The following is a 15,484-nucleotide window of genomic DNA, read 5'->3' on the forward strand; positions in this document are numbered from 1 at the left end:
ATGCTCAGACGGTTTCCGCGATCAGCGCCTCGCCTACCAGCGAGTGCGGACGCGCTTCGGTGATGCGCACGTCTATCATCTGATTGAGCAGGCGCGGGTGGCCGACGAAGTTGACCACGCGGTTGTTGGCGGTGCGTGCCGCCAGCATGGTGGCGTCTTTCTTGGACACGCTTTCCACCAGCACGCGTTGTACGGTGCCCACCATGGATTGATTGATGGCGAAGCCCTTGGCCTCAATCACCTCGTTCAGGGCTTCCAGGCGACGCACTTTTTCCGCGTGAGGGGTATCGTCCGGCAGATTGGACGCCGGCGTGCCCGGACGCGGGCTATAGATGAACACGTAGCTGAAGTCGACTTCCATGTCTTTGACCAGCTTCAGCGTTTGTTCGAAGTCGGCCTCGGTTTCGCCGGGGAAGCCGACGATGAAGTCGGAGGACAGGCACAGGTCCGGCCGCAGCGCGCGCAGCTTGCGGATGATGGATTTGTACTCCAGGCCGGTATAGCCGCGCTTCATCGCCGCCAGTACGCGGTCGGCGCCGCTTTGCACCGGCAGGTGCAGATGAGACACCAGCTTGGGCAGCTTGCCGTAGCAATCGATGATGCGCTGGCTGAATTCGCGCGGGTGGCTGGTGGTGAAACGGATGCGCTCCACGCCCGGCACCTCGTGCACGTATTCCAGCAGCAGCGCGAAGTCGGCGATTTCGCCATCGGACATCGCGCCGCGATAGGCGTTGACGTTTTGCCCCAGCAAGGTGATTTCCTTGACGCCCTGCGCGGCCAGGCCGGCGATTTCGGTCAGCACGTCGTCAAAGGGGCGGCTGACTTCCTCGCCGCGGGTGTAAGGCACCACGCAGAAGGAGCAATACTTGGAACAGCCTTCCATGATGGACACGTAAGCCGCGCCGCCTTCCACCTTGGCGGGCGGGATATGGTCGAATTTCTCGATTTCCGGGAAGGAGATGTCCACCTGGGAGCTGCCGCTGGATTGGCGCGACTTGATCAGATCCGGCAGGCGGTGCAGGGTTTGCGGGCCGAACACCACGTCGACGTAGGGCGCGCGTTTGACGATGGTCTCGCCCTCCTGCGACGCCACGCAGCCGCCGACGCCGATGATCAGATCGGGTTTGGCTTCTTTCAGCGGGCGGATGCGGCCCAGGTCCGAAAACACTTTTTCCTGCGCCTTTTCGCGCACGCTACAGGTGTTGAACAGGATGATGTCGGCTTCTTCCGGATTGTCCGTTTTGACCATGCCTTCGGAGTCGGACAGCACATCCGCCATTTTGTCCGAGTCGTACTCGTTCATTTGGCAGCCAAACGTCTTGATGTATACCTTTTTCATTGCAGCTAGATTCCAGCGTGTTTCTGTCAATTCGCCGCGAGCCAGGCCCGACAGGCGCCGCCACGGGCGGCTGAGCTTATTGGGACGGTTGGGCGGCTGCTTCGGCTTCCCTTTGCTTCAGCATCTCCACTTCCTCGGGGCGCAGCACCCAGATCTGGTTGATCTGACCTTGCATATTGAAGGTGACGCCCACCGGGCGGCCTTCCAGGCTTTCCAGTTGGCCGCGCAGCAGGAAGCGGTTGTGCTCGTCGAAGATGCGCAGGCCGGGCGCCAATGGGAACTGGCGTTCGGAGCGGATGAAAATACCGAGCAGGCTTTCCAGCAACGAGCGGTCTTTCTTGACGAACTCGATGGTGGCGTCATCCGCGGCGCGGACGGTGCCGGCCTTCAGTTCCATCGGCAGCAAACGGCCGGCCAGGGCCGGGGCGGCGAGCCATGCCGCACACAGGGCGACTATGAGTATTTTCATAAGGAATTGAATACGTTGCGCGCGATTCTATCATAGCTTGGCCAAGGGGCTGGCCAAATCTTCCTTGCAGCATAGGCGTTTTGGCGCGCCGGTGCGGCCGGCGTTCACAAGGCGCGTTGCATGCCGACCGCGCCTTCGCCATAGGCCTGGCGGGTGTAATCGTCGCGCGCGCAGGGCTGGTAGCCAAAGCGCTTCCAGTAGCGCGCGGCGCCCTGAACCGCCACCAACCGCGCCTGGCGCAGTCCGCGCCGCCGGCCCTGGCCAAGCACGGTTTGCACCAGGCGCGGTCCCAGACCATGGCCGCGCGCATCCGGGTGCAACGCCAGATCGTGTATGAACAGGGTGTCGACTGCTTCCGGCAACTGCTCCAGCGGGCGGTTCAGGCTGGGCGGACGGCCGCCGGCCCAGGGGTGGGCGAACACATAGCCCAGTACCTGTCCGGGGCGCTCCGCCACCCAGCAGGTGTCCGGGGAGAGCCGGTGGCGCGAGGCCAGCGCGTCGCGGCTTTCTATCAGCGACGGTGGATAGCAGTGTTGCTGAACTTGCAGCACGGCGGGAAAATCTTGAACTTGCATCGGGCGCAGGACAATGGCGTCCTGCCGGCGACAGACTGCGGACATCGGGTGCGGGCCAATCCATGGAAGACAAAAAGCAAAGCGCGCGGCCAGAGCCGCGCAGCGTCGAAGGCGGCGATTATAGCCTCCGAGAGAGCGGGGGGCCAGCCGGCCCAGGAGAGGATTGCATGGGGGCGGTTCAGGCGCCTATACCACAGCAAGACGCGATATCAGACGCGTGTGGGCGGGAGCATGATGCGATGACGATACCTGCGCCGGTACGGCCGCTGGAGCAAGACTTCGACGCTTATCTGATCGACGCTTTTCAATGGCGCAGCCTGGGGTTCCAGGGGGTTGGAGTGTTGGGCGCGCTGGGCTTTCTGCTGGTGCGCCGCCTGTACGGCGGCATGGTGCCAGGGTGGCTGTTCCTGGCGGTGGGCCTGGGTTTGGGCGGATTGATCCTGTTGCAGATTGCGGCGCGGCGCGGCCGTCTCTTGCTCTTATGGCAGGTGTTGTTCGCCATTGGGTATTGCCTGGCGATGAAGCGCGCGCTGGATGCCGGAGGATACGGCGAGTATCTGTTGTTGCCGACGCTGGGCGTGTCGGCGCTGGTGATGTCGATCAGCATGTCCAATATATGGCACACCCTGAGTTTTTGGGGGCTGTTGTTATTGGTGTTCGATCCCGTGCGCGTGTTTCTGCGCTGGGGCGGCGAGGAGATGATTTACGGCTTCGGTTTTCTGGCCATCATCATCGGCGGCATGGTGTTGGTCCATCTGCAGGTGGTGCAAACCCTGCGCAGCAACCATCTGTTGTTGAACAAGCTGAAGCGGCAGGCTTTTTACGACTCGCTGAGCAGCCTGCCCAACCGGCGCTCCTTTCTACAGCAGGCCGAGTACGCGCTTGGGCATGAGGACATCGCGTTCTATCTGGCCATCATCGATATCGATCTATTCAAGCGCATCAATGACACCCACGGGCACGCGGTGGGAGATCAGACGATACGCGAAGTCAGCGCCTTGTTGGCCGAAACCTTTCACGATCAGATTTACGGGCGCATTGGCGGCGAGGAGTTCGGCGTGTTGCTGGCGGCGCGCAGCGACGCGGCGGGCCAGGCGCGGTTGGAGTGTTTCCGCCAACAGGTGCGCGCCGCCCCTTTCCCCCATGGGCAGGTGACGGTCAGCGCCGGTGTTTGCCTGGTGGGAAACGGCGGCTTGCAGCAGGCTTTCCACCGGGCGGACCAGGCGTTGTATCAGGCTAAGTCCAGCGGCCGCGATCGGGTGATCGCCTGGCAAGCGGCTTGAGAGGCCGTTCACGGCCCACAGGGCCTTGCCTTGCACAAGCCCGCTAGGGTCTGAACAGGCTTTCGCCGGGGCCGGCTTTCCGGCGCGGCCGGCCGCCCCATCACCGGGCGGCATTGAATTTCTGGCGGAAAAATGGTCTATTCCTCATCCGCCTTTTCATCGAGTCGTCCGCTATGTCGCATTGGTTGTCCCAGATCGACCCCGATTCCGTTCGCCGCACCCCGCTGGGCGCGCGCGGCCATAATCTGCTGCTGACGCCGCTGGCCGCGCCGCGGCCCTTGCCGCTGAGCGCGGACGAGCAGGACATGGTGCGCGGTTGGCTCAAGACGCGGCGCGACCGCGCGCGCTGGAGCACATTGCTGGCGCCGGCGGACAGCCCGGCTCTGGCGGAGAACCTGCTGCGCCGCTTGCTGGAGGCCGGCTGGTGCGAGGTAGAGCTGCACGCCGAAACCGGGCTGCGCTTCCAGCCTTTGCATCCGTTCTGGGTGCAGTGGCTGGATATGTACGGCCTGCGTCACTTATTGGGCATGGCCGACGCGCAGCCTCAGGCCGAAGTGGTGGAGCTGTGGCGCGGCTGGCAGCCGCGCCATCCGTGGCTGCTGGGTCTGGCGGAAAGCCTGAGTCCGCATTTGCAATCCTCTACGCTGGAGCGCCGTCTGAAACTGGCCCAGGCGCTGGACCAATGGCTGCTGGACGGTTGTTGGGGCACTGAGCGTCAGTTCTCGCAGCGCGCGCTGGGGCGCAGCAAGGCTTTCGGCGCCGCGGACCGGCAGTGGCTGGCGGAGTTCGGCGTGGATCTGGAAGCTTGCGGCATCGCCGCCCACACTCCGCACGTTTTCTTGTCCGGGCCGCTGGGTTTGTGGGCCGGGCAGCAATGCCTGTTGTCCGCCGCCTTGCTTCAGCAAGGCGTGGCCTTGGGGCCGGAGGCGTTGATGAGCGTGAGCGCGGTGGAGGGCGCGATCCGCAGCGTGCGCATCGTGGAGAACCTCAGCGTATTCCAGACGCTCAGCCAGCAGGCGCTGCCGGTGTTGACCCTCTGGGTGCCGGGCCAGCCGCACCAGCGCTGGCGCGAGGCGGTTCGTCACTTATTGTCCCTGCTGCGGGTGCCGGTGCAGATTGCCTGCGATTTGGCTCCGTCCGGCATCGCCGTCGCCATGGCCGCCGGCCAAGTGGCGGAGCAGGCCGGGCGGCCGTGGTCGCCGTGGCGGATGCAGCCGGAGCAACTGACGCTGGCCAATGGCGCCCAGCCCTTGAGCGAAGCAGACCAAGCGCAGTTGGCGCGTTTGATGGGCGGCGGCTTGCCCCCCTTGCTGCATGGCCTAGCGATGGAGATGCAGGAGAAACAGTGCAAAGTGGAGCAAGAGGCGCTGTTCATCGAGGACTGGGGAGACTGAGCGGCCGTCCGCTGAAAACAGCCGCGCGAATCCGGCTCCGACGACGGGGGCAAGCGGAAAAGACGGACCGGCGGCAACGCGCCGGCAATGACATTCGGGCAAATTGGGGCGGGTGTGAAAAAACTGCCCGGCAATGGGTACACAGCGAGAAAAAGCTGCGTTATCATCGCCCCCCAAACCCTTGATGGCAAAGGCAAGATATCAAGGTTTTCAGGAATTGAGAGAGGCTGGCGGGGTGTCAGGTGCCCCCGCCGGCCTCTTGCTTTTGGGCCGCCGTTTGGGCGCGTGCGCGCGCCGCCTGAAGAGGAACATCATTCCCATGCTGATTGGCTTCGTCGTTGTTTATTTGTTGTTGTCCGTGGGCATCGGCCTGTATGCCGCCACCCGCGTGCGCAATGCCCGCGATTTCGCCGTGGCCGGCCGCAGCCTGCCGTTTCCCATCGTCACCGCCATGGTGTTCGCCACCTGGTTCGGTTCAGAAGCGGTGCTGGGCATTCCGGCCACCTTTATCGACAAGGGCTTCGCCGGCATCGTCGAAGACCCGTTCGGCTCGTCGATGTGCCTGGTGCTGGTGGGGCTGCTGTTCGCGCGGCCGTTGTACCGGCTCAATCTGCTGACCATAGGCGACTTCTACAAACAGCGCTTCGGCCGCAATGTGGAGCTGTTTGTGTCGCTGTGCATCATCGCCTCCTACCTGGGGTGGGTGGCGGCGCAGTTGACCGCGCTGGGCGTGGTGTTCAACGTGCTGTCCCAAGGCGCGATCAGTGCCAACGCCGGCATGCTGCTGGGCGCCGGCATCGTGCTGGTGTACACGCTGTTTGGCGGCATGTGGTCGGTGGCCTTGACCGATTTCTTCCAGATGACGGTGATTGTCGCTGGCTTGCTGTATCTGACCTGGTTGATTGGCGACATGGCCGGCGGCCCGGTCAAGGTGCTGCAGCACGCGGCGGCGCAGGACAAGTTCACCATGATTCCCAGCCTGTCGCCCAAGGATGTTGTCGGCTTTGTCGGCGCCTTGCTGACCATGATGCTGGGTTCGATTCCGCAGCAGGATATTTTCCAGCGGGTGATGTCGGCCAAGAACGAGAACGTCGCGGCGCGCGCGTCCATGGTTGGCGGCGGCCTGTACCTGACTTTCTGCATGCTGCCCATTTTTATCGGCTTTGCCGCCACTCTGATCGATCCAACCATGGTCAGCCGCTGGATGCAGCAGGACGCGCAGATGATTCTGCCCAGCCTGATCCTGGAGCGCACGCCGCTGTTCGCGCAGGTGATGTTCTTCGGCGCGCTGTTGTCCGCCATCATGTCCACCGCGTCCGGCACTTTGCTGGCGCCGTCGGTGACCTTCACCGAGAACGTGCTCAGCCGTTTCATCCCGGTGATGTCGGACCGGCAGTTCCTGTTGGCGATGCGGCTGACCGTGGTGGGCCTGGCCATTGTCACCACGGTGTTCGCGCTGTTGTCCGACGCCACCATCTACGAGATGGTGGGCAATGCCTACAAGGTGACGCTGGTGTCGGCGGTGGCGCCGTTGTTCGCCGGCTTGTTCTGGAAGCGTTCGACGCCGCAGGGCGCCTTGCTGGCCATCGCGCTGGGCTTGGGCAGCTGGCTGGCGCTGGATTGGTTCGGCCCGGCGGACCCGTTCTGGCCGCCGCAATTGGCGGGCCTGGGCTTCAGCATTGTCGGCATGGTGGCCGGCAGCCTGCTGCCGCAGCGCCTAGGGCGCGGGGCGCTGGCTGCAGTGGGGCGCTTCTGACCTGGCCTTAGAGCCTGTTCAAAGTCTCGCGAGCCAGGGCGAGACAAGGCGAAAACGAGCGAAAAAGCTGAGTGTACGAGGGGTACATGAGCATTTCGAAGCGATTTTCAACGCCGTATCGCCAACGCGCAGCAGATCGTGAACAGGTTCTCAGAAGTTGGCAGGGGTGTTGGCGCTAATGATCTCCGCCTCGTCCGGCCCGACATTGCGGAATTTGTGCGGCAGGGTGCTGGGAAAATAATAGCCGTCGCCGGCGGAGAGGATGCTGATGTGGCCGTCCACGGTCAGTTCCACCGTGCCGCGCACCACCACGCCGCACTCCTCGCCCTCCGGATGGGTGATCATTTCTTTGCCGGTGTCCGCGCCCGGCGAATACAGCTCGCGCAGCATGCGCATCTGGCGGTTGGGGTTGGAGGCGCCGATGATCAGCAGCTTCAGGCCGTCGCGGCCCAAATCCGGCTGTTGGTCGCGGCGGAAGGTGTAGGGGTCGCTGGGCGGCGGTTCGCCAAAGGTCAGGAACTCGGTCAGCGTCATCGGAAAGCCCTGGATCAGCTTCAATAGCGAGCTGATGGATGGGCTGACCCGGTTTTGTTCTATCAGCGAGATGGTGGCGTTGGCCATGCCGGCCCGTTTCGCCAGCTCGCGCTGCGACAGCGCGAAGTGCTCACGCACTTGTTTGACGCGTAATCCAATATCCATGCCTGTAACCTCGGTGGCGTGCCCTTGTCGGCCTCTGCTTAGTATTTTCGACAATTTTTCGAATAGCGTCACAGTATACTGATGTCGCCGCCGGCCATGCAGCGCAATTCGCGCTTTCTGGCCCGCCGCGGCGCATTTTCCAAGCCAGGATCCATTTTGCTGCGTCCATCGGCCTTTCTCTCTCCCTGCAGCCTGTCCGCCAGGCCCGTCGCCTGCGCCTCTTGCCACAAGCTCTCCCGCTTTGCGTTTGATTTTTTAGACAGTGCCGCTGCGCTGTCACAGTATGGAGTCATGCGCGCCCTCCGGCGCGCCGGAGGGACGCATTGAAAGCCTTATTGTGGATGGCGGGGTTGGCGGCGCTGTGGCTGGCGTCGCCCAGTTGGGCGCTGAGCCTGTCGGCGGCGGAGCGGGACTGGCTGAGCCGGCATCCTGTGTTGCGGGTGGGGGTGGTGCCGCAAGCGCCGTACGCGGTGCTGGACCCGCGCCGGCAGGCGATTAGCGGCGCGCACGTGGAGCTGATGAATCGGCTGGCTGCCGAGCTGGGCCTCAAGCTGGCCTGGACGGCCTATCCGAACAAGACGCAATTGAGCGCGGCGGCGCGGGCGGGTAGCGTGGATATCGCGCCCGGCCTGGAGCAAACGCCGGCAGGCTTGCGTTACTGGCTGTTTTCCGGCCCCTTCCTGCGCATACCCTACAAGCTGGTTGGGCGGGGAGAACCGGCGGCGGCGCTGGAGCTGGAGCAATTGCCGGGCAACGTAAGGGTGGCGGTGGTTGAACCGGGCGCGGCGGCGGCCTTCCTGGCCGCCAACTATCCGGCGTTGCGGCGTTGGCCGGCCGGCTCGGACCGTTCCGCGTTGCAGCAAGTGTTGCAGCAGCGGGCAGATTACGCGGTGGTGGACGAGGCGCAACTGAACCAACTGCTGCGGGAGCCCGAGTTCTCGCCCTTGCGCGCGGTGGGCGACAGCGGCGCCACCCGGCTGCTGCGGGTGGCGTCGCGACAGGATTGGCCGCAATTGGCTACGTTGCTGGACCGGGCCCTGAGCGCGTTGCCGGCGTCGCAGCGCGGTCATCTTTACACACGCTGGGTGCAGGCCGAGCCGACGCCCTTGGGCGACAGTCTGCCGTTTTGGCGGTGGCTGAGTCAGGTTTTGGTCGTACTCATTCTGGCTTTGGCGGGCGCATTATTGTGGCGGGGCAGGCAACAGCGGCAGATGCGGCAGGCGCTGGCGGCTGCGCGCCAGGCGCTGGCGCAGCGGGAGGCCAGCGCCGAGGCCTTGCGGCTGACGCAGTTTTCGGTGGATCACAGCACGGTGGGCATTCTGTGGCTGAACTGGGACAGCCGGCTGCGTTACGCCAATCAGGCCGCGCTGGCGATGCTGGCGTGCGAAGAGGCGCAGGCGGTGGGGCAGCCTCTGTCGCGTTTTCAGCCGGGCTTGGACATGGACGGCTGGCTGGATTTGTGGAGCCGGGCGCGCAGCCGGGATCTGTTGCAGTTCGAAATCGATTGTCTGCGCGCCGACGGCGGCAGCTTGCCGGTGGATGTCTCGCTCAGTTTTCTGCGCTTCGGCGGCGCCGACTATCTGGTGGCCTTTATGCATGATGTCACCGAGAAGCGGCAGGCGCGCGCCGCCTTGCGGGAAAGCGAGGCGCGCTTCAAGGGCATCGCTGAAAATGTGCCGGGCCTGGTGTTCCGGCTGGAGAGCGGCGACGCGGCGGAAGATCCGCGGCTGGCCTTTGTCAGCGAGGCCAGCCTGGCGCTGACCGGCTACCCGGCCGCGGACTTGCTGGCGCGGCCGGAAGGCTTGCTGGCCTTGGCGCATCCGGAAGACGCCGCCGGCCTGCGCGAGAGTTGGCGGGCGGCCTGGCGAGAGCAGAGCGACTGGAGCTGGCAAGGCCGGATTCTGACCCGCGACGGCGCGGAGCGCTGGGCCGATCTGCGCGCCCGCGCCCGCCGCCACGGCGCGGCGGGCATGGTGTGGGACGGCATCTTGTGGGATATCAGCGCCGGCAAGCGCAATGAACTGGAACTGAGCGCGTCGCGCGCCATGTTGAGAGACTTGGCCGCCCACCTCGAAACGGTGCGCGAGGAGGAGAAAGCGCATATCGCGCGCGAGGTGCACGACGAACTGGGCCAGGTGCTGACCGTGCTCAAGCTGGAAACCTCGATGCTGGAACTCAGCCTGGGGCGGCCGGAGGGCGCGGCGGCGGAGCGGCTGGCCAGCATCAAGAAGCTGATCGCCCAGACTTTCGCCCTGGTCCGCGACGTGGCCACCGCGCTGCGGCCGCCCATTCTGGACGCGGGCCTGGCCTCGGCCGTGGAATGGCAGGCGCGCCGTTTTGAAGCCCGCAGCGGCATACCCTGCCTGGTGCTGGTGCCGGAAACGCCGTTGCGGCTGGACGACGCCAAGGCGGTGGGCCTGTTTAGGGTATTGCAGGAGGCGCTGACCAATGTGATGCGCCACGCCGAGGCTCATACGGTGACGCTGCATTTGCAGGCGCAACCGGGGGAATTGACGCTAAGCATTGTCGACGACGGCAAAGGCTTTGAGCGGCGGCCGGGGGAGGCGGGCAGCTCCTATGGCCTGGTGGGCATGCGCGAGCGCCTGCTGATGTTCGGCGGGGAGCTGGAGATCACCAGCGCGCCGGGGCAGGGCTGCAGTTTGACGGCCCGGCTGCCTTTGCGGCCGGATGAAGGAGAGGAGGAGACATGATTCGAGTGATTGTGGCGGAAGACCACACCATCGTGCGCGAAGGCATCAAGCAGTTGATCGGCCTGGCCGACGATTTGCAAGTCGTCGGCGAAGCCGCCAACGGCGGCGCGGTGTTCGACGCCTTGCGCGCCGCCGTCTGCGATGTGTTGCTGCTGGATATTTCGATGCCGGGCCTGAGCGGGCTGGACGTGATCCCGCGCTTGCGGGCGCTGGCGCAGCCGCCGGCGATCCTGGTGCTGTCCATGCACGACGAGGTGCAGATGGCGGCGCGCGCGCTCAAGGCCGGCGCCGCCGGCTACGCCACCAAGGACAGCGACCCGGCGCTGCTGCTGACCGCGATCCGCAAAGTGGCCGGCGGCGGCCGCTACATCGACCCGCAGCTGGCGGACCGGCTGGTGTTCGAAGTCAACCTCAGCGACGAGCGGCCGCCGCATGCTCAGCTGTCCGAGCGCGAGTTCCAGGTGTTTCAGCGCCTGGCGCAGGGCGCCAATGTCAACGAGGTGGCGCAGTTGCTGGCCATCAGCGCCAAGACCGTCAGCACCCACAAGGTCAGGCTGATGCAGAAGCTGCGCGCGCAATCGCTGGCGGATCTGGTGCGTTACGCGATCGAGCACCAGTTGTTTTAACGCTTGGCCTGCTGCAGCGCACTAAGGATTTCCCTATAGCGAGCGCCGTTTATCCCGACGGCAAAATCCGCCGCCCGCTGATGGCGGGCGCGCGCCGCTCTCCCTAGCATGGTTGGCGTACGCATTCACTTCCAGGTGCCGCCGCCATGTCCGCAGCCAACGATGTGCTGGTCCGCTTCCTCGACATCCAGAAAAGCTATGACGGCGAGAACCTCATCGTCAAAAACCTGAATCTGGATATCCGCCAAGGCGAATTCCTCACCCTGCTGGGGCCGTCCGGCTCCGGCAAGACCACCAGCCTGATGATGCTGGCTGGTTTCGAAACCCCTACCGGCGGCGAGATTCAGCTGGCCGGCCGTTCCATCAACCGCGTGCCGCCGCACAAGCGCAACATCGGCATGGTGTTCCAGAACTACGCCTTGTTTCCCCACATGACGGTGGCGGAAAACCTGGCCTTCCCGCTGTCGGTGCGCGGTGTGTCCAAGGCGGACATTCAGGACAAGGTGAAGCGGGCGTTGGCCATGGTGCAGCTGGACGCCTTTGCCGGCCGCTATCCGGGCCAGATGTCGGGCGGCCAGCAGCAGCGGGTGGCGCTGGCGCGGGCCTTGGTGTTCGAGCCGCAACTGGTGCTGATGGACGAACCGCTGGGCGCGCTGGACAAGCAATTGCGCGAACACATGCAGATGGAGATCAAGCATCTGCACCAGCGGTTGGGCGTGACCGTGGTCTACGTCACCCATGACCAGGGCGAGGCCCTGACCATGTCGGACCGGGTGGCGGTGTTCCATCAGGGCGAAATCCAGCAGGTCGACGCGCCGGCCCAGCTCTACGAGCGGCCGGGCAACGCCTTCGTCGCCAACTTCATCGGCGAGAACAACCGGCTGCAAGGCACTTTGCTGAGCCAGGACGGCGAGCGCTGCCTGGTGGAGCTGGAGCGCGGCGAGCGCGTGGCGGCGCTGGCGGTGAAGGTGGGCGAGGCCGGCAGCAGGGTGTCGCTATCCATTCGCCCCGAGCGCGTTCTGCTCAACGGCCACAGCGAGCATTGCGACAACCGGTTCTCCGGGAGGGTGGCCGAATTCATCTATCTGGGCGACCACGTGCGCGTGCGCATGGAGGTGTGCGGCAAGCCCAATTTCTTCGTCAAACAAGCCATCGCCGACCTGGACGCCACGCTCGCCGTCGGCGATGTAGTGTCGCTGGGCTGGCAGGTGGAGCATGTACGCGCGCTCGATCCGCTGGCTCACGAATAGCAAGGCGTGTTTTGCAAGGGAGGATCTGGGAATGTCTACAAGCATCAAGCTGGCGGCCATGGCCTTGGGGTGGGCTCTTGTGGGCGAAGCCATGGCTGCCGAGCTGACTGTGATCTCGTTTGGCGGAGCGGGGAAGTCCGCGCAGGACAAGGCGTATTACGGCCCGTTCCAGCGGGCGACCGGCATCAAGGTGATCGGGGCGGAATACAACGGCGAGATGGCGAAGATCAAGGCCATGGTGGATAGCCGCAGCGTGTCGTGGGATGTGGTTGAAGTCGAGCCGGCGGCGCTGGCGCGCGGCTGCGACGAAGGTCTGTTCGAAAAGCTCGATTACAGCAAGATCGGCAACACGGCCGATTTTCTCGACGGCGCCGTGCAGCCCTGCGGTATAGGCATGAACGTCTGGTCCATCGTCCTGGCCTACAACGCCGACAAATTGAAGACGGCCCCGGCGAGTTGGAAGGATTTCTGGGACGTGAAGACCTTTCCAGGCAAGCGTGGTTTGCGCAAGGGCGCGCAGGACAACCTGGAGTTCGCGCTGCTGGCGGACGGCGTGGCGCCCAAGGACGTCTACAAAGTGCTGGCCACGCCGGCGGGCGTTAACCGGGCTTTCCGCAAGCTGGACCAGCTCAAGCCCAATGTCCAGTGGTGGGAGGCCGGCTCCCAACCGCCGCAGTTTCTGGCCTCGGGCGATGTTGTGATGAGCTCGGCCTACAACGGACGCATTTCCGAAGCGAGGAAAGAAGGCAAGAACCTGAAGGTGGTATGGAATGGTTCGGTTTACAACTACGACTACTGGGCGATTCCCAAGGGCAGCCCACGCAAGCACGATGCGCTGAAATTCATCCGTTTCGCCATGCAGCCGGTCAACCAGAAAGCCTATGCGGACACCATCGATTATGGAGTGACCCACCGTAAGGCGCTCCAGATGCTGGATACGAAAACGAGCAGCCGGGATTTGCCGACCTCGCCGCGGAATCTCGCGGTGGCGCTGAGCGAGGACACGGCGTTCTGGGTAGATAGGAGCGAGGAGCTCGAGCAGCGCTTCAACGCCTGGGTGGCTAAGCCCAAGTAAGAGCCTGTTCAAAGTCTGCCGCGCTTCAGCGATACGGCGTTAACAACAAACTCAAAATGCCCATGTGCCCCCCGTGCATTCCGTTTGTTCGCTTGTTTTCGCGTGGTCTCGCGCTTGCTCGCGATGCTTTGGAAGAGGCTCTAAGCGCGATGGTCGCGGCGCCGGTCCGCGCCGCCAGTTAGCCCCGATGGGGGCGGACGCACACTCCGAGGTCATGATGGAACTCTCAGCAAAACTCAGCCGTACCCTGCAGCAGGCCGCTCTGCCGGTGGAGTCACAAGGGGAGCGGCAACTACGTCAAGAACTGGCGGCCTGTTATCGGCTGATCGCGCACTTTCGTATGAGCGATCTGATCTCGACACACATCTCGGTGCGCTTGCCAGGGCCGGAACACCACTTCCTGATCAACCCCTACGGGCTGATGTTCGACGAAATCACCGCGTCCAGCCTGGTCAAGATCGGTCTCGATGGCCAGGCGCTGGATGAGAACGACGCCCTGGTCAATCCGGCCGGTTTCATCATCCATAGCGCCATCCACTCGGCAAGGCCGGATGCGCAGTGCGTGCTGCACACCCATACCCGGGCCGGATGCGCGGTGGCTGCCTTGGCGGATGGCTTATTGCCGGTGAACCAGATGTCGATGGAGTTCTACGGGAAGGTGGCGTACCACGATTACGAAGGCATTGCCCTGGACCTCAACGAGCAGGCGCGCCTGGTGCGGGATCTGGGCGACAAGCCGGTGCTGATTCTGCGCAACCACGGTTTGCTGACCGTGGGAGAAACGGTCAAGCAGGCTTTCTTGCGCATGTACTACCTGGAGAAAGCCTGCGACATCCAACTGGCCGCGCAGGCGGCCGGAGCGTTGCGCCTGCCGTCTGTGGAAGTGTGCCGACGGACCGAGCAGCAGTTCAACGAGCCGGAGCGAGAGTTGGGCGAGCGGGAACTGAAGGACGATATGTTCATTGATCTGGCCTGGGCGGCGCTGCTGCGTCTGCTGGACCGGCTCGATCCCGGCTACAAGTTTTGACGGCCTCGGTTCTGTCGAGAGTTGTCGATTGGCTGAGAACCTGTTTAAGCGCTGCTGCGCTTCGCGAGACGCCCACGGGTGAGCGCGGCTTCGAAATGCTGATGTACCAAGCGCACATTCCGCTTTCTCAGTCATTTTCGCCTTGTCTCGCCTTCGCTCGCCAGCTCGTAAACATGCTCTAAGACGGGTTCAAACCGGGAACCGGCGGGCTTGAAATATAAGGAGGTACGGTTCATGAGGCTCCACCGCAAATTCTTATTCCCCTATTGCGCCGCGCTGGCGGCCTGTCAGGCGCAGGCGCTGACCGTTGTGTCGTTTGGCGGCGCCAACCAGGCCGCTCAGGCCCAGGCCTATTACCAGCCTTTCCAGCGCGCTACCGGCACCAGGGTGCTGGCTGGCGAATACAACGGCGAAATGGCCAAGGTCAAGGCGATGGTGGAGGCCCGGCGCGTGTCCTGGGACGTGTTGGAGGTTGAGGCGCCGGAGCTGGCAAGGGGCTGTGACGAAGGTTTGTTCGAAAGGCTGGACCCGGCGCTGGCCGGCGGGCGCGCAGAGGTGGTCGATGGCGCGCTGCAGCCATGCGGCATCGGCATCTTCGTCTGGTCCAATGTGCTGGCCTACAACGCGGACAAGCTCAAGACCGCGCCGCGCGGCTGGGCCGATTTCTGGGACGTAAAGCGTTATCCCGGCAAGCGCGGCATGCGCAGGGGCGCCAAATACACCTTGGAAATCGCGCTGTTGGCCGACGGGGCCGCCGCCAAGGATATCTACCGAATACTAGCCACGCCGGCAGGCGTGGAGCGTGCCTTCAAGAAGCTGGCGCAGCTCAAACCCCATATCCAGTGGTGGGAAGCCGGCGCTCAAGCGCCGCAATACCTGGCCTCCGGCGATGTGGTGATGAGTTCGGCCTACAACGGGCGTATTGCCTCGGCCCAGCAAGAGGGCCGGAATTTGAAGATCGTGTGGGACGGCAGCCTGTATGACTTTGTCTACTGGGCCGTTCCCAAGGGGGCGCAAGAGGGCGTTGCGGCAAGGCGTTTCATCGCTTTCGCCAGCCGGCCGGAGACCCAGGCGGCGTATTCACGACAGATGGCCTATGGGCCGATCAACCGCAAGGCGATGACGTTGCTGGCGCCGGGACGGCAGCTCGAACTGCCCACCGCGCCGCAGAACATGAAAAACGCTGTGAAGGTGGATCTGGAGTTCTGGGCCGATCACGGTGAAAGCCTGGAGCAGCGTTTCAACGCCTGGGCCCTGCGCTGAGCGCCCGTATTGAAAGC

The 15,484-nt window shown here is 64.1% G+C and carries 13 protein-coding genes; 9 read left to right on the forward strand and 4 right to left on the reverse strand.

Annotated elements, in window-relative coordinates; genetic code table 11:
• Positions 1 to 4: 4 nt before the first annotated feature.
• The 3 genes from miaB to ACUXV1_RS18575 all read right to left on the reverse strand — a co-directional run bounded on the left by miaB (position 5) and on the right by ACUXV1_RS18575 (position 2,428).
• Positions 5 to 1,339 (reverse strand): tRNA (N6-isopentenyl adenosine(37)-C2)-methylthiotransferase MiaB, encoded by a 1,335-nt coding sequence (gene miaB / locus ACUXV1_RS18565; protein WP_019102978.1) that lies wholly within the window; start codon positions 1,337 to 1,339, stop codon positions 5 to 7.
• Between the two features lie 76 nt (positions 1,340 to 1,415).
• Positions 1,416 to 1,808 (reverse strand): hypothetical protein, encoded by a 393-nt coding sequence (locus ACUXV1_RS18570; RefSeq protein WP_052370460.1) that lies wholly within the window; start codon positions 1,806 to 1,808, stop codon positions 1,416 to 1,418.
• Positions 1,809 to 1,912: 104 nt separating this feature from the next.
• A complete protein-coding gene (locus ACUXV1_RS18575) occupies positions 1,913 to 2,428 on the reverse strand; it encodes a GNAT family N-acetyltransferase (RefSeq protein ID WP_052370459.1) in 516 nt (171 codons plus the stop codon).
• Positions 2,429 to 2,622: 194 nt separating this feature from the next.
• Between ACUXV1_RS18575 and ACUXV1_RS18580 the strand changes: the two genes are divergently transcribed.
• From ACUXV1_RS18580 to ACUXV1_RS18590, 3 genes are all read left to right on the forward strand, one after another.
• Positions 2,623 to 3,666: a GGDEF domain-containing protein gene (locus tag ACUXV1_RS18580; RefSeq protein ID WP_052370458.1), complete on the forward strand. Its 1,044-nt coding sequence runs from the start codon at positions 2,623 to 2,625 to the stop codon at positions 3,664 to 3,666.
• Positions 3,667 to 3,839: 173 nt separating this feature from the next.
• Positions 3,840 to 5,060, forward strand: coding sequence for a DUF2399 domain-containing protein (locus ACUXV1_RS18585; RefSeq protein ID WP_043636322.1), 1,221 nt, complete (start codon positions 3,840 to 3,842; stop codon positions 5,058 to 5,060).
• Between the two features lie 319 nt (positions 5,061 to 5,379).
• A complete protein-coding gene (locus ACUXV1_RS18590; protein WP_043594085.1) occupies positions 5,380 to 6,816 on the forward strand; it encodes a sodium:solute symporter family protein in 1,437 nt (478 codons plus the stop codon).
• A 150-nt stretch (positions 6,817 to 6,966) separates the two neighbouring features.
• Here ACUXV1_RS18590 and ACUXV1_RS18595 read toward each other — a convergent pair whose 3' ends face one another.
• Positions 6,967 to 7,515 carry a cupin domain-containing protein gene (locus tag ACUXV1_RS18595; protein ID WP_043636315.1) on the reverse strand — a complete coding sequence of 183 codons (549 nt, stop codon included), beginning with the start codon at positions 7,513 to 7,515 and terminating at the stop codon, positions 6,967 to 6,969.
• A 323-nt stretch (positions 7,516 to 7,838) separates the two neighbouring features.
• On the opposite strand from ACUXV1_RS18595, the gene ACUXV1_RS18600 reads away from it, so the two are divergent.
• From ACUXV1_RS18600 to ACUXV1_RS18625, 6 genes are all read left to right on the forward strand, one after another.
• Positions 7,839 to 10,226 (forward strand): PAS domain-containing sensor histidine kinase, encoded by a 2,388-nt coding sequence (locus ACUXV1_RS18600; RefSeq protein WP_446016201.1) that lies wholly within the window; start codon positions 7,839 to 7,841, stop codon positions 10,224 to 10,226.
• Positions 10,223 to 10,852 carry a response regulator gene (locus tag ACUXV1_RS18605; RefSeq protein WP_043636303.1) on the forward strand — a complete coding sequence of 210 codons (630 nt, stop codon included), beginning with the start codon at positions 10,223 to 10,225 and terminating at the stop codon, positions 10,850 to 10,852. Before ACUXV1_RS18600 ends, ACUXV1_RS18605 begins: the two co-directional genes overlap by 4 nt.
• 146 nt (positions 10,853 to 10,998) lie before the next feature.
• Positions 10,999 to 12,102: an ABC transporter ATP-binding protein gene (locus tag ACUXV1_RS18610; RefSeq protein ID WP_043636300.1), complete on the forward strand. Its 1,104-nt coding sequence runs from the start codon at positions 10,999 to 11,001 to the stop codon at positions 12,100 to 12,102.
• 31 nt (positions 12,103 to 12,133) lie between these two features.
• Positions 12,134 to 13,177: an ABC transporter substrate-binding protein gene (locus ACUXV1_RS18615; RefSeq protein WP_446016199.1), complete on the forward strand. Its 1,044-nt coding sequence runs from the start codon at positions 12,134 to 12,136 to the stop codon at positions 13,175 to 13,177.
• 217 nt (positions 13,178 to 13,394) lie between these two features.
• A complete protein-coding gene (locus ACUXV1_RS18620) occupies positions 13,395 to 14,204 on the forward strand; it encodes a class II aldolase/adducin family protein (protein WP_446016198.1) in 810 nt (269 codons plus the stop codon).
• 234 nt (positions 14,205 to 14,438) lie between these two features.
• The gene (locus tag ACUXV1_RS18625) at positions 14,439 to 15,467 is read left to right on the forward strand and encodes an ABC transporter substrate-binding protein (RefSeq protein ID WP_043636293.1); all 1,029 of its coding nucleotides are present in this window, start codon (positions 14,439 to 14,441) and stop codon (positions 15,465 to 15,467) included.
• Positions 15,468 to 15,484 lie beyond the last annotated feature (17 nt).

It is taken from the genome of Chromobacterium sp. W521 (assembly GCF_052805975.1).

Coding starts and splice junctions, on each gene's coding strand:
- ACUXV1_RS18575 (WP_052370459.1), bottom strand. CDS start 2,428: ATGTCCGCAGTCTGTCGCCGGCAGGACGCCATTGTCCTGCGCCCGATG.
- miaB (WP_019102978.1), bottom strand. CDS start 1,339: ATGAAAAAGGTATACATCAAGACGTTTGGCTGCCAAATGAACGAGTAC.
- ACUXV1_RS18620 (WP_446016198.1), top strand. CDS start 13,395: ATGGAACTCTCAGCAAAACTCAGCCGTACCCTGCAGCAGGCCGCTCTG.
- ACUXV1_RS18585 (WP_043636322.1), top strand. CDS start 3,840: ATGTCGCATTGGTTGTCCCAGATCGACCCCGATTCCGTTCGCCGCACC.
- ACUXV1_RS18580 (WP_052370458.1), top strand. CDS start 2,623: ATGACGATACCTGCGCCGGTACGGCCGCTGGAGCAAGACTTCGACGCT.
- ACUXV1_RS18570 (WP_052370460.1), bottom strand. CDS start 1,808: ATGAAAATACTCATAGTCGCCCTGTGTGCGGCATGGCTCGCCGCCCCG.
- ACUXV1_RS18625 (WP_043636293.1), top strand. CDS start 14,439: ATGAGGCTCCACCGCAAATTCTTATTCCCCTATTGCGCCGCGCTGGCG.
- ACUXV1_RS18605 (WP_043636303.1), top strand. CDS start 10,223: ATGATTCGAGTGATTGTGGCGGAAGACCACACCATCGTGCGCGAAGGC.
- ACUXV1_RS18590 (WP_043594085.1), top strand. CDS start 5,380: ATGCTGATTGGCTTCGTCGTTGTTTATTTGTTGTTGTCCGTGGGCATC.
- ACUXV1_RS18610 (WP_043636300.1), top strand. CDS start 10,999: ATGTCCGCAGCCAACGATGTGCTGGTCCGCTTCCTCGACATCCAGAAA.
- ACUXV1_RS18595 (WP_043636315.1), bottom strand. CDS start 7,515: ATGGATATTGGATTACGCGTCAAACAAGTGCGTGAGCACTTCGCGCTG.
- ACUXV1_RS18615 (WP_446016199.1), top strand. CDS start 12,134: ATGTCTACAAGCATCAAGCTGGCGGCCATGGCCTTGGGGTGGGCTCTT.